At 66.5% G+C, this 13,786-nt stretch carries 12 protein-coding genes; 2 read left to right on the top strand and 10 right to left on the bottom strand.

The window, feature by feature from the left end:
• Positions 1 to 118: 118 nt before the first annotated feature.
• Entirely contained in the window at positions 119 to 691 is a 573-nt protein-coding gene (locus tag ASE39_RS17605; RefSeq protein ID WP_010462696.1) for a 5-formyltetrahydrofolate cyclo-ligase, read from the bottom strand.
• A gap of 14 nt (positions 692 to 705) precedes the next feature.
• Here ASE39_RS17605 and ASE39_RS17600 point away from each other — a divergent pair, with 14 nt between their 5' ends.
• Both ASE39_RS17600 and ASE39_RS17595 read left to right on the top strand, forming a co-directional pair.
• A complete protein-coding gene (locus ASE39_RS17600) occupies positions 706 to 2,691 on the top strand; it encodes a lytic transglycosylase domain-containing protein (protein ID WP_057271976.1) in 1,986 nt (661 codons plus the stop codon).
• Between the two features lie 104 nt (positions 2,692 to 2,795).
• A complete protein-coding gene (locus tag ASE39_RS17595; protein ID WP_241777080.1) occupies positions 2,796 to 3,371 on the top strand; it encodes a DUF4124 domain-containing protein in 576 nt (191 codons plus the stop codon).
• Between the two features lie 144 nt (positions 3,372 to 3,515).
• Here ASE39_RS17595 and ASE39_RS17590 read toward each other — a convergent pair whose 3' ends face one another.
• The 9 genes from ASE39_RS17590 to ASE39_RS17550 form a co-directional block, all read right to left on the bottom strand.
• Positions 3,516 to 4,448: an MBL fold metallo-hydrolase gene (locus ASE39_RS17590; RefSeq protein ID WP_057271975.1), complete on the bottom strand. Its 933-nt coding sequence runs from the start codon at positions 4,446 to 4,448 to the stop codon at positions 3,516 to 3,518.
• 148 nt (positions 4,449 to 4,596) lie between these two features.
• Entirely contained in the window at positions 4,597 to 4,986 is a 390-nt protein-coding gene (rbsD, locus tag ASE39_RS17585; protein ID WP_057271974.1) for a D-ribose pyranase, read from the bottom strand.
• The gene (gene rbsK, locus ASE39_RS17580) at positions 4,983 to 5,948 is read right to left on the bottom strand and encodes a ribokinase (protein ID WP_057271973.1); all 966 of its coding nucleotides are present in this window, start codon (positions 5,946 to 5,948) and stop codon (positions 4,983 to 4,985) included. The genes rbsD and rbsK overlap by 4 nt, the downstream gene beginning before the upstream one ends.
• A complete protein-coding gene (locus ASE39_RS17575) occupies positions 5,945 to 6,994 on the bottom strand; it encodes a LacI family DNA-binding transcriptional regulator (protein WP_057271972.1) in 1,050 nt (349 codons plus the stop codon). The genes rbsK and ASE39_RS17575 overlap by 4 nt, the downstream gene beginning before the upstream one ends.
• 46 nt (positions 6,995 to 7,040) lie before the next feature.
• On the bottom strand, positions 7,041 to 8,036 hold the full coding sequence (locus ASE39_RS17570; RefSeq protein WP_010462683.1) for an ABC transporter permease: 996 nt from the start codon (positions 8,034 to 8,036) through the stop codon (positions 7,041 to 7,043).
• Positions 8,033 to 9,697 carry a sugar ABC transporter ATP-binding protein gene (locus ASE39_RS17565; protein WP_199864301.1) on the bottom strand — a complete coding sequence of 555 codons (1,665 nt, stop codon included), beginning with the start codon at positions 9,695 to 9,697 and terminating at the stop codon, positions 8,033 to 8,035. Before ASE39_RS17565 ends, ASE39_RS17570 begins: the two co-directional genes overlap by 4 nt.
• Before the next feature lie 180 nt (positions 9,698 to 9,877).
• Positions 9,878 to 10,831: a sugar ABC transporter substrate-binding protein gene (locus tag ASE39_RS17560; RefSeq protein WP_057229278.1), complete on the bottom strand. Its 954-nt coding sequence runs from the start codon at positions 10,829 to 10,831 to the stop codon at positions 9,878 to 9,880.
• Positions 10,832 to 11,181: 350 nt separating this feature from the next.
• Entirely contained in the window at positions 11,182 to 12,864 is a 1,683-nt protein-coding gene (locus ASE39_RS17555) for an AMP-binding protein (protein WP_057271970.1), read from the bottom strand.
• Between the two features lie 80 nt (positions 12,865 to 12,944).
• A complete protein-coding gene (locus ASE39_RS17550) occupies positions 12,945 to 13,688 on the bottom strand; it encodes a hypothetical protein (RefSeq protein WP_057271969.1) in 744 nt (247 codons plus the stop codon).
• Positions 13,689 to 13,786 lie beyond the last annotated feature (98 nt).

Here is a 13,786-nt window from a genome sequence, read left to right as displayed (position 1 = left end):
ATGGAAAACAGAGAAAAGAAAGTCAGCCCGCCATGCTAGCGGCAGTGGCGCGCGCCAGCGATGCGAAAACACGGCCTGAATGATGCGTGGCACGCATCACGGGCAATGGCGCAGCGGTTCAGACCGGCCAGACCACCCCGTTGTCGTTCAGGATGGCATCGAGCGGCAGGTCGAACTCTTCGGGCTCGAAGTCGTCCAGGTAGCCATTGGTGAAGCCCAGGCCCACCGTGAACGGCTTGGGCTGCAGGGTGGCCAGCGTGCGGTCGTAAAAGCCGCCGCCATAGCCCAGCCGATAGCCCCCGGGGGCGTAGCCCACGCAGGGCACGAACAGCAGGGTGGGCACGATGACCTCGGTGTCCTTGGGCTTGGGGATGCCGTAGGCGTCTTCCTCCATGGGGCAGCCGGGGTACCAGGCGTGGAAGGTGAGGGTTTTGTGCAGCTTGTTCACCACCGGCAGCCCGATGCGGCGCAGTTGGGGTTCGTCCAGCAACTCGCCATCTTCCTTCCAGCGGTGCAGCGCGGGCAGGGGGTCAAATTCGCCCTTGATGGGCCAATAGGCTCCAATGACCGTATCCGGCCGGTTCACCAGCCAGATGCGCATCACCTGTTGTAACAGGTCGGCTCGCTGTAGGCGGTCGGGCAGATTGAGGCGTTCTTCTATCAACGCGCGCCGAAGGGCTGCTTTGTCCATCAGATAATTCCCCCATGCAATTTCTCAGAGCGATTCTGACACCCCTTGTCGCCGCCACCGTGCTGGCAGCCACCGCGCCCCTTGTCATGGCGCAAAACCGTGGGGACGATACCCTGCTGGAGATGCAGCAGGCCTTCCGCAAAGGCGACCGCAACAAGCTCGCGCAGCTGCTGCCCACTGCGCGTGGTCATGCGCTGGAGCCCTGGGCCGCTTACTGGGAGCTGCGGGTGCGCCTGGGCGAGGCGTCACCACAGGAGATCCAGTCTTTCCTGCAGCGCTACGCCGGCAGCTACCAGGAAGACCGCCTGCGCAATGACTGGCTCTTGTTACTGGGCCAGCGCCGCGACTGGAGCCAGTTCGCCGAGCAGCACCCCAGCTACCGCATGTCGGACGACCGCGAGGTGCGCTGCTACGCGCTGCTGATCGACCAGATCAAGGGCACAGCCAGCCCCACCGTGGCCGAGGACGTGCGCAGCAACTGGTACGCCCAGCGCGACGGCGACGACGGCTGCACCCACGCCGCACGCGAGCTGCATGGCTACAAAAAACTCTCAGCCCTGGACGTGTGGCGCAAGGCCCGCCTGGGGGTCGAGGCCAATCGCCCCCGCGTGGTGCGCGCGGCGGTCGAGATCGTCTCGCCCGAATCGTTGCCGCAGGTCAAGGACGTGCTGGATGCGCCGAGCAAATACCTGCTGTCGCGCGCCACGGCCGCCGGCAAGGCCAAGCAGGAACTGGTGCTGCTGGCCCTGTTGAAACTGGCCACCGGCGACCCGGACGGCGCGGCCTACCAGCTCGACAGCAAGTGGAGCGTGCACCTCTCGGCCGAGGAGCGCAATTGGGCCTGGGCCGTGATCGGCAAGACCGCTGCGCAAAAGCTGGCCAGCAACGCCCACAGCTACTTTGCGAACGTGACCAAGGACAGCGACCTCAACGACGACCTTCTGGGCTGGAAGGTTCGCGCCGCCCTGCGCGCCGGCCAGTGGAAGGCCGTCGGAAAGGCTGTGGACGCCATGGGCCCCGAAGCCCGCCAGGACAGCACCTGGGTGTACTGGAAGGCACGCTCGCTGCTCGCAGGCCGCGTGACCGACGCCGAACGCGCCGAAGCGCGCCAGCTGCTCGAAGGCATCGCCAGCACGCGCGGCTTCTACGAGCAACTGGCGCTCGAAGAGATTGGCCAGCGCATCACCGTGCCGCCCGCGCCTGCCCCCCTCACCGCCGAAGAAAAAGCCGCCGCCCGCGCCAACCCGGGCCTGAACCGCGCGCTGTATGCCATCCTGCTGGGCCTGCGCAGCGAAGGCGTGCGCGAGTGGAACTACACCACCAACCTGCACCAAAGCGGCGGCATGCCCGACCGTGAACTGCTGGCCGCCGCCGACTTCGCCTGCCAGCGCGAGGTGTGGGACCGCTGCATTAACACCAGCGAACGCACCAAGAGCGTGGTGGACACCACCCAGCGTTTCCCCACGCCGTTTCGCAGCGCGGTGGTGGAGCGCGCCAACGGCATCGGCCTCGACCCGGCGTATGTCTACGGCCTCATCCGCCAGGAAAGCCGCTTCATCATGGACGCACGCTCCCACGTGGGCGCCTCGGGCCTGATGCAGGTCATGCCCGCGACCGCGCGCTGGACGGCCAAGAAGATCGGTTTGAACAACTTCACCGCCGACCAGATCAACGACCGCGACACCAACATCACCATCGGCACGGCCTACCTCAAGCTCGCGTTGGACGACTTTGCGGGCTCCATGCCCATGGCCGCTGCCGCCTACAACGCCGGCCCCGGCCGCCCGCGCAGCTGGCGCAACGGCCCGGTGCTGGACGCCGCCATCTGGGCCGAAAACGTGCCCTTTGCCGAAACGCGCGACTACGTGAAGAAGGTGCTGGCCAACACCACCAACTACGCCGCCATGCTCACCGGCCAGCCCCAGTCGCTCAAGAGCCGCCTGGGCACCATCGGCCCGCGCGACGCGGCGGCGCCCGAAGTGAACAAGGATCTGCCTTGAGTCTTTGTGCCACGTTTGTAAACAAATTGCTATAAAAATAATAGCTATTACCGCTTGTTGAGTAAGCGGTGGATGCCTTTTTGACCATGAATGGAGGGATGGAGATGATGAAGAAGCTGTCGTGGCTGGCGATAGCCGCCCTGGTGTCAGGGCTGGGGGTGGGCGTGCAGGCGCAGCCCGTCTACAAATGGGTGGATGCCGAGGGCAAGACCCACTACGGTTCGCAGCCCCCGCCGTCCAAGGCAGACGCCGAGCCGCTGAAGCTCCAGGGCAGCAACGGCACGACCAAGAGCTCGTCATCCTCGTCCGGCAAGCCGGGCCAGCAGTACAACGCCGACGGCACCAAGAAGATCTCGAAGGACGTGGAAGAGTTTGGCCAGGGCATGAAAAAGGCCCTGGAGACGGTGGACAGCAAATCGGTGACGCTGAACTGCTCCGCCGCCGTGGACAACATCCACTACCAGGCCGACCAGATGCTGGAAGTGGGCCAGAAAAACGTGCGTGACGGCTACATGGCCCAGGCCGACTTCGACAAGACCGCACCCAAGATCCGCGAAGCCAAGGGCAAGTACAGCATGTCGGACTGCCAGGGTGCGTCGGGCAACAAGAAGGCGTTTTACCAGTGCATGTCCAGCAGCAACAACCATGTGATGGGCTGCGACAAGCAGCACAAGCATTGAAGGCCTGCTGAGGCGTTTCGCAGCGTCCCCCGATGATAGGGACGCAGCGGCCCCGCTAAGCCGGGTCCACGGTGGCACTGATCCTGGGGGCTGGCCAGCTGCAGCGGGCAATGCGCAACACCAGGATTCCGGGGGAAGCCATGTCTAGGTGTTGTGCAGCATGTCGCCCTGGCGGGTGGCCGCACCGGACCGCACCAGTTCGTCGGCCAGGCTGCCGAGCCATTCGGCCTCGGCCTGATCGGCGAAGTGGCGCTCGCGCAGCATGCCGAAGTACGGCGTGGCCTGCGCCCAGCCCGCCAGCTCGGCCATGGGGATCTGCTGCCACTCCAGCAGTTTGTACTTGAGCAGCACCTTGGCTGCATAGAGCGCATGTTTGGAGGGATTGCGCACAAAGCCGTCCAGGCGGCGGCGGGCGCCGTCGATGGCGCGCGGGGCATCGGCAAACACCGGCCCGTGGCCCGGTATGACGACTTGCGGCGCCAGCTTTTCGATCACATCCAGCGTGGCGGCAACGTGTGCGAATGCGTCGTCGCCTTCCAGCTCGGGAAACACCACACCAAAGCCGTTTTCCCACAGCGCGTCGGCCGAGATCAGCACACGGCCCTGGGGCTCGAACAACACCACCGAATGCGGATCGTGCCCCGGTGCGGCATGCACCTGCCAGGGCTTGTCGCCCAGCAGCACGCAGGATTCCGGCATGAGCAGCGTATCGGCCCGAAAGGGCGGGCATTCCTGTCCTGTGGGGGTGTAGCTCAGTGCGTAGGCATCCCACTGGCGCACATGGTCGGCCTGGCCGGGCGGAATGGCTGTGAGCACGCCGGGCCAGGCCTTTTGCAGCGCCGCATTGCCGCCGCAGTGGTCGCTGTGCAGGTGGGTGTTGAGCACGCGGTCCAGCGGGCGGCCTTGCAGCGTGCCGCGCACCAGCTCCACGGTCTGCTCGGCATGGCTGCAGTAGCCGGTGTCCACGATGGCCGTGTCGTGCTGGCCGATGAAAAGGATGTTATTGGCCGACAGCCAGCCGCGTTCGAGGACGGTGATTTCAGGAGGCAGGAGATCGTGGGGCGCGATGGTGGGCATGGGTGCAGGAATTCGGGGCGTCGGTGGCGGGCATCATCCGTGCCGCGCCGTGGGCTGCGGTCCAGCGTACCGCAGGTAGTGCCTGCCCGAAGTCCTCCAAAACCCGCAAACGAAGGTGCAGCCATGGCTTCGCAAGCCCCAAGCTGTATCAGAACGTCACGCCCGCCACCAGGATGACGTTGGCATACGGCGTGCACTCGCCGGTACGCACCATTGCGCGGGCCTGCTGGGTGAGGCGCTTGAACTCCTCGTGCGATACGGCCTGGGGCTCCACCGGCAAGTGGCACCAGGCGGGCAGCTGCCCCCCATTGCGCTCCACGGCTTCGGTGGCGATCAGCGCTTTTTCGACCTGCATTTCTTCCAGCACCACCCGCAGCACATCGGCCACGGCCGGGATGCCCGGGGTGAGCGCCAGGTCGATGCGGCGCGGGCCGGGCGGAATGGGCAGGCCCACGTCGCCGATCACCAGCATGTCGCCATGGCCCAGGCTGGCGATGGCGTGGGAGAGTTCGGCGTGCAGCAAGGCGGTGCGTTTCACAGGGGGCTCCAGGCGGGTGGTTGGGGGCTGTGCGCGACGGCTGCGCGGGTGGGAATGGAGGGCTGGGCGCCGGGTTGCGTGACGCACAGCGCGGACGCGCGGATGCCATCGCGCACGGCGGTATCAAGCGGCTCGCCGCGTGCCAGCGCCACAGCCAGTGCGCCCAGGAAGGTGTCGCCTGCGGCAGTGGTGTCCACGGCCTGCACGACGAGGCCGGGGTGGTAGCGGCAACCTGTGGCATCCGCCGCCACGGCACCGGCGGCGCCCAGGGTCACCACCACCTGGGCGGGGCCCTTGGAGCGCAGGGCTTGTGCGACCTGCGCTGCGTCTGCGGGGGTGGCGACGCTCTGGCCTGCCAATGCTGCGGCCTCCACTTCGTTCACGACCAAGATATTGACCAGCGGCCACAGCGCATCGGGCAGCGGCTGAATGGGAGAGGGGTTGAGCAGCACCGGGCAGCCTGCGGCATGGGCCACGTCGGCGGCGGCCAGCACCTGCGGCATGGGGATTTCCAACTGCAACACCAGGCCGCCCGCGCCTTGCACACTGCCGCGCAAGGCCTCTGCATTCAGCACAAACCTGCCATTGGCGCCGGGCACTACCACGATGCGGTTTTGCCCCGTGGTTTCCACGGTGATGGCGGCCACACCGGTGGTGACTTCGGTATCGGCCTGCACGCCACGGTGGTCAATGCCATCGGCGTCAAGCCCGGCGCGCAGCGTGTGGCCGTAGCCATCGTCGCCCACGCGGCCGAACAGAAACACCTGGGCGCCCTGGCGGGCGCAGGCCACGGCCTGGTTGCCGCCCTTGCCGCCAGGCACCAGGAGCAGGGCATCGGCCAGCACGGTCTCGCCGGGGCCGGGGGCATGTTGCACCTGCAGCACCAGGTCCATGTTCAGGCTGCCGACCACGGCGATGCGGGGGGGCGGGAGGTTGGCGGTCACAGCAGTCACGGCGGTCATGCAGGCCTCCCTCCACGGCGGGCGTCGGGGGCGACCATGGTGGCGGGGGCCGTGGAAGAGCGCACGCGCAGCTCGGGCTGCAGCATCACCTTGCGCGCGTCCTGGCGCTTCCCGTCGATGCGCTCCAGCAGCATGTCCACCGCCAGCGCGCCGATGCGCTGCTTGGGCTGGGCCACGGTGGTCAGCGGCGGGCTGGTGAAGGCGGTCAGTTCAATGTCGTCAAAGCCCACGATGGACAACGCCTCGGGCACGCGCAGCTCGCGTTCGTGCGCCGCGCACAGTGCGCCCATGGCCATGAGGTCGTTGCACACGAAGACGGCGGTGGGCGGCTCGGGGGCGCGCAGCACGGCGTGCATGGCTTCATACCCGCCCTGGCTGGTGAAGTTGCCATGCCATAGCAGGCCGTCGCCTGTGCCGCAGCCTGCGTCGGCCAGCGCAGTGCGCCAGCCGGCGATGCGCTGCTCGCTGGGAGCAATACCGGCCGGGCCGCCAATGCAGGCAATGCGCTGGTGGCCCAGCGACAGCAGGTGCCGCGTGGCCAGCAGGCCGCCTTGCATGTGGGCGGTTTCCACCAGGTCGCAGGGCTGCTGCTCGGCCAGCTCGATCTCGCGGTCCACCAGCACGGTGGGGATGGACAGGCCCGCCAGCTGCGTGGGCAGCGTGGCGTCGTGCCCGGTGGAGACCACGATGAGCCCGTCGATGCGCCGCTCGGCCAGCACCTGCAGATACGTGCCCTGGCGGTGCGCCTCGTCGTTGGTGTTGCACAGAATGAGGTTGTAGCCCGCGCCAAAGCAGCGGTCTTCCACGCTGTGCACGATCTCGGCAAAGTAGGGATTGGAGCTGTTGGGGATCAGCATGCCCAGCGTGCGCGTGTTGTTGCTCTTGAGGCTGCGCGCAATGGCGCTGGGCACATAGCCCAGCGCGCGGATGGCTTTCTCGACCCGCTCGCGTCCCTCGGGACTCACGTGGCGTGTGCCGTTGACCACGTGCGACACCGTGGTGACCGATACATCGGCGTGGCGCGCAACGTCCTTGATAGTAGCCATGCGAAAAGTGAGAAGTCGTTGGGTTGGAGTGGTGTCAGACCGTGATTCAGTGCGCAGCGCGGCGCTGGCGCAGCGTGTCCACGATGACGGCCGCCACGATCACAAAACCCGTGATGATGCGCTTGCTGGGCTCGCTGGCGCCCACCTGGGCCAGGCCGGCCTCCAGCACCGCGATGATGAGCACGCCAAAGGCCGTGTTGATCACCGAGCCGCGCCCGCCCATGAGGCTGGTGCCGCCAATCACCACGGCGGCGATCACCTGCAGCTCCATGCCGGTGCCTGCGTTGGGGTCTGCGGCTTCGAGCCGGGCCGACTGCATCAGCCCTGCCAGCCCCGCGAGCAGGCCAGTCATGGCAAACACGATGATGCGGATGGGGCGCGGGTCCACACCCGCCAGGCGCATGGCTTCCTCGTTGGTGCCGATGCCCACCACACAGCGGCCGAACACCGTGCGCGACAGCACCAGCTGCGCCACCACCACCAGCACCACCGCCAGCAAAAACGCGAACGAGATGCCGCCAAAGAAGGGGGCCGACAGCCACGAGATCGCATCGCCCACGTACTGCGTGCGCGAGTCAGTGACCACATACGCGCTGCCGCGCACGGCTTCGAGCATGCCCAGCGAGACGATGAACGAAGGCAGCCGCCAGGCCACCGAGATGGCCCCCGTGATGGTGCCGCACACCAGGCCCGTGGCCAGCGCCAGGGCGGCGGCGGCGGGCACTGTCCAGCCCCACTGCAGGATGGCGGCGGCCGAGGTGGCTGCGGCCAGCGCCATCACCGAGCCCACCGACAGGTCGATGCCCGCGATGATGAGCACAAAGGTCATGCCCACGGCCATCACGGCCAGGGCCGGGATCTCGTTGGCGATGGTGATGAAGGTTTCGGTGCTCCAAAAGTACTCGGACAGCGACGAGAACAGCGCCACCATGCCTGCCAGCACGGCCAGCAGGCCCAGGTAGGTGCCCAGTTGGCTGCGCCAGACCGAGGCGGAGGAAGGTGCTGGCGCGGATGCGGCAGCCGACGTGATGGGGGCGTTCATGCGGTGACAGGAGAAGGGGTTAAAGAGGTTGTGTTGGTGCGCCCGCCGGGCTCGGAAAACGCCGCCGCCAGCAGGGATTGTTCAGACCACTCACCGCGCTCGAACACCGCCACCAGGCGGCCAGCGCTCATCACGCCGATGCGATCGGCCATGGCCATCAGCTCGCGCAGGTCGGACGACACCATGAGCAGCGCGCGGCCTTCGGAGGCCATGCGGTCCAACTCGCCATACAGCTCGGCGCGTGCGCCCACGTCCACGCCACGCGTGGGTTCATCCAGCAGCAGCACGCGGCCTTCGCGGTGCAGCCAGCGGGCAAACACCACCTTTTGCTGGTTGCCGCCCGAGAGCTGGCCCACAGGCTGCTCGGCGCTGCGGCAGCGGATGCCCAGCGTGCGCACAAAACCTTGCACCAGGCGGTTTTCCAGCCCACGCTGCAGCCAGCCGCCGCGCGAGACGGCCGACAGGTCGGACAGCGTGGCGTTGATGCGAATAGGCTGCGCCAGCAGCAAGCCCTGGGATTTGCGGTCTTCGGTGACCAGACCCACGCCTGCGGCGATGGCCTGCAGGGGGGAGGCGAAACCACGCGGGATCGTGCGCGGTGCGGCTTGGGAAGCCTTCGGGTTTTTGTTTGCTATGTTTTTTGTGGCTGATGGCGCTTGTTCATCAAGCGCCAGGGCCTGTTTTTGTTCAAATTCGGGGTGCAGTGTGACGCTGCCCCGGTCTGCCCGGTCCGCGCCAAACAGCAGCCGGATCAGTTCGGTGCGGCCCGATCCGACCAGCCCGGCTATGCCAAAGATCTCGCCCGCGCGCAGCTCCAGGCTCACGTCCTGCACGGCGGTGCCCCGGCCCAGGCCCTGGGCGCTCATCACCACCGGGCCGACGGGGCGGCGCGGGCGGTGGTCCAGGTCGCTCACCACGCGGCCCACCATGCGCTGCACGAGGTCGTCCTCGCTCATGCCGGCCATGGGGCGCACGTCCACCAGGCGGCCGTCGCGCAGCACGGCCACGCGGTCGGCAATGCGGCGCAGCTCTTCGAGCCGGTGCGACACATAGACGATGGCCACGCCGCGTGCGGTGAGGTGCGCGATCTGCTCGAACAGGTAATTGGTCTCGCGCGGCGTGAGCATGGCCGTGGGCTCGTCGAGCACCAGGATGCGTGTGTCGTCCTGCAGGTTGCGCGCAATCTCCACCATCTGCTGCTGGCCAATGCCCAGCTGCGAAACGGGCGTGGCGGGGTCGATGCTGTCAAGCCCGATCTTGGCCAGCTGCGCGCGTGCAGCCGTGTGCAGCGCATCGCGCTGCAGCCAGCCCAGGCGGTGGGGCAGGCGGCCCATCAACAAATTCTCGGCCACGGTGAGCGTGGGCACCAGGCCCAGCTCCTGCATCACCATGCGCACGCCTTGGCGCTCGGCATCGCGGCGCGAGGTGGGCGTGTAGGTTTGGCCGCCGAGCAACATGCCGCCGCGCGTGGGCTGCTCCAGCCCGCACAGGATCTTGGACAGCGTGCTCTTGCCCGCGCCGTTCTCGCCGGTCAGCGCCAGCACCTCGCCCGCAAACAGCTCCACATTCACGCCATCGAGCACCGTGGCGGTGTAGTCCTTGCCCACGGCCTGGATGGCGAGCAAGGGCGTGGACTGGGAAGTGGGGGAGGGGATTGGCATGGTGGGGTTCGCTGAGGCGGGCCGCGGAGTGGCGTTCATTCTTTGGGCGGTGAACAAAGCTCCGCGAAACGGTTCTGGCGAGGCACCGTGTCGCAGTTAGTACGGGTAGTACGACAAGACACGGCAACAACGCCAGAAGCGTTTTGTTCGCCGCTCTCTGGCTTCTCTGCTGGTTGCTACTTACTTACTGCCCTTGGTCACCAGCACCACATCCGTCTTGACGGCTGCAGGCAACTGCGCCTGGGGCGTCTTGGCGGCCAGCGCCTTCTGGGCCAGCTCGATGCCGAACACGGCCTGCTTGGCGGCGTACTGGTCGGCAGTGGCCAGCACGCGGCCATCGGCCAGCATGGGCTTGATGGCGCCGATGTTGTCGTAGCCCACCACCTGCACCTTGCCGGCCTTGCCAGCGGCCTTCACGGCGGCCACGGCACCCAGGGCCATGCTGTCGTTGCCGGCCAGCAGGGCGACCAGGTCAGGGTGCTCGCGCATCATGCCGGCGGCCACGGTGTTGCCTTTTTCGATCTCCCAGTTGCCGGACTGCACGCCCACCACGGTGATGTTGGCGGCCTTCATCGCGTCCTGGTAGCCCAGGGTGCGCTGCTGTGCATTGAAGGTGGTCGACACGCCTTCGATGATGCCGACCTTGTCGCCGGCTTTCAGCGTCTTGGCCAGGTGGTCACCCACCAGCTTGGCGCCCGCGCGGTTGTCGGGGCCCACGAAGGGCACGGTGATGTTCTTTTCCTTCAGCGCATCGGTATCGAGCTGGTTGTCGATGTTGACCACGATGATGCCCTTGTCGATGGCGGCCTTGACCACGGGCACAAGGGCCTTGGAGTCGGCCGGGGCCAGCACGATGGCACTGACCTTTTGCGCCATGGCCTGCTCGATCATCTTGATCTGCGCGGCGGTGTCGGTCTCGTTCTTGATGCCGTTGGCCACCAGCGTGTATTCGCTGGCGTGCGCCTTCTGGTGCGCCTTGGCGCCGTCTTCCATGGTGCGGAAGAACTCGTTGGCCAGCGACTTCATGACAAGCGCGATCTTGGGCTTGTCCTGCGCAAACGCAGGGCTGGCCAGCAGGCTGCCCACAACGGCGAGGGCGGCGGCGGTCTGAACGGAACGGCGGGTGAACTGCATGGGTTGTCTCCTGTTGGAATGGTGGGCGAGAAAGGCGAGCGGACAGCGGTGCGCAAGGTGCGCGAAACCCGGGGAAAAGCCACGAATGCGCGCGACCCGGTGCCTTGTCGCCAGTGGATCATATCCAAAGCAAACGTTTGCGCAAACGTTTGCTAATCAGTAAAAACCCGAACAAACGGGAGCTGAGAGGGGTTGCTGGACGGGTTCTCCGTGGCCCTTCACCCGTGCCGAAACCGTGCTGTGTCTCCCCGTTTTCACAGGAAACGGGCAAAGAAAAAGGGCGCCGGAGCGCCCTTGGTTGCAATGGAGGGGCTGCCACGCTGATTTGCGCAGCCACCGGGTGAAACGCTCTAGGCCTTGCGCAGCTCCCTGCGCAAGATCTTGCCCACATTGCTCTTGGGCAGCTCGTCGCGGAACTCGATGTACTTGGGGCGCTTGTAGCCGGTGAGGTTCTCCTGGCAGTAACGGGCCACGTCTTCCTCGCTGAGGGTGGGGTCGTTCTTGATGATGAACACCTTGATGGCCTCGCCCTGTTTCTCGTCGGGGATGCCGATGGCCGCGCATTCCACCACGCCAGGGCACAGGCTGATGACCTGCTCCAGCTCGTTGGGGAATACGTTGAAGCCGCTCACCAGGATCATGTCCTTCTTGCGGTCGATGATGCGGGTGTAGCCCTGGGCGTCCATGATGCCGATGTCGCCCGTGCGCATGAAGCCGTCGGGCGTGAAAGCCTTGGCATTTTCTTCGGGCTGGTTGTAGTAGCCCGTCATCACGTTGGGGCCGCGGATGCAGATCTCGCCCGACTCGCCCTGGGCCAGGCTGTTGCCTGCGTCGTCCTTGATGGCGATGTCGATGCCCGGCAGCGGCAGGCCGATGGTGCCGCTGAACTCGGTGTTGGTCACGGGGTTGTTGGTGCCGATGGCGCAGGTTTCGCTCATGCCCCAGCCTTCGATCATGGTGCTGCCCGTGGCCTTTTGCCACTGCTTGGCCGTGCCTTCGCTGGCCGCCATGCCGCCAGCCTGCGACACGCACAGGTGCGAGAAGTCGAGTGTCTTGAACTGCGGGTTCTGCAGCAGCGCGTTGAACAGCGTGTTCACGGCGGGCAGCATGTGGAAGGGGCGCTTCTTCAGCTCGGCAATGAACTTGGGGATGTCGCGCGGGTTGGGGATCAGCGTGAGGCTGGAGCCCTGGCGGATGGCCAAGAGGCACAGCGTGAGCGCGAAGATGTGGTACAGCGGCAGCGCGGCGATGGAGTTGGCTTTACTGAGGTCACCCACCTTGGACAGCGCCGGGGTGAACCAGGCTTCGGCCTGCAGCGTGGCGGCCACGATGTTGCGGTGGGTCAGCACCGCCCCTTTCGACAGGCCCGTGGTGCCGCCGGTGTACTGCAGGAAGGCAATCGAATCGAGCGTGGCCTGGCTCGGGGTGAGCGACTTGTGCTCGCCCAGCGACAACGCCTTCTTGAAGGTGACGACCTTGCGGCCACCCGTCAGTGGCAGTTCGTAGGCGGGCACCATCTTGGCCAAATGGCGCACGGCAAAGGTGATCCATTTGCCGAACCAGAAGCCCAGCAGGTCGCCCATGGACGCCATCACCACATGTTTGACGGCCGTGTGGTCAATGACCTCGGCCAGCGTGTGCGCAAAGTTCTCCAGGATCACGATGGCCGTGGCGCCCGAATCCTTGAGCTGGTGCTCCAGCTCGCGGGCGGTGTACAGCGGGTTCACGTTGACGCAGGTGTAGCCCGCGCGCAGCACGGCGGCCATGGTCACGCCGAATTGCGGAATGTTGGGCAGCATGATGGCCACGCGCGCACCGGGTGCGAGGCCCAGGCTTTGCAGGTAGGCACCCAGGGCCGCCGAGTGGCGTTCCAGTTCGCCATAGCTCATCCACTGGTCCATGCAGACCGAAAACGGGCTCGATGCGTGTTTGCGGAAGGACTCTTCCAGCAGGTGGGCCACAGAGCGGTATTGCTCGGGCTGCACGTCGTGCGGTACGCCCGGGGGGTAGCTCTTGAGCCAGATCTTTTCCATGCGCTTGTTTCCTTCGCTTGTGCTCGCCAAATGCCATTGATAGGTGGGCACAGATTGTGGAAGCAGGTGGGGATGATCGGTTACCGGGCTTGTCCTAGTGTGTTTGCGAGTTGGGTCCCGCAGGTGACAGCATCCGCGTCGAACAGCTGCTCCATCAGGCTGCGTTCACGCGCTTCGATGGTGGCCAGGAACTGCTCCACCCCGCCGCGCTGGCGCGCGAGCTGGCCGAAGGTGTCAAACCCCGCCTCCAGAAACCGCTGCAACGCGCCCATGCCCGCAGCGTTGGCCGGGCCGCGCATCATGCGCAGCATCATCCGCAGGCCGGGCGTGCGCGTGAGGCGCGCCAGGTCATTGCCCATGGCCAGCACGCGCTGCAGCTGCTGCTGGCGGGTGTGGCGCTGGCCTACGGTGCGCCAGGCGGCGGTGTAGCGGGTCGGGTCGCTGGCTGCGTCCGCAGCATGCGCCAGCCACGCACGGCCCATGTCCTGGTCCAGCCCCTCGGTCTGCGCATGCAGCACCGCCAGGGCCATGGCCGTGGCCACCACGGGCTGGGGGAACATGGTCTGCAGCGTGCCGGCGATGCGGCCAAACTGCAGATCGCGGTCGGTGTAGTCGGTGTCGCTGTACAGCTCTTCCAGAAAAAACCGGGCCGCCGGGCCAAACGAGGGCGAGCCCATCAGGTCCGCATAGGTGCCCCGAAAGCGCCGCGCCTGCAGGCTTTTGACGCTGCACACCGCGGCCCCCAGCGCCGGGTCGCCCGTGCGGTGCAGGCGCAGGGCGGTCACGTCGGCAATGCAGTCGCGGATGGTCTGGGCGGCATCCATGGGGCGGGGTCCTTTCTGCGTTCTGCGGGGTGCGGTGTCGGGCTGTGGTCAGACCGCACAATGCGGCTGGTCAATTACAACATTTGCCCATCACCACC

The sequence above is a fragment of the Acidovorax sp. Root267 genome (genome assembly GCF_001429215.1).
Taxonomy (GTDB): domain Bacteria; phylum Pseudomonadota; class Gammaproteobacteria; order Burkholderiales; family Burkholderiaceae_C; genus Acidovorax; species Acidovorax radicis.
This window is presented reverse-complemented; position numbering and strand designations above follow the sequence as displayed.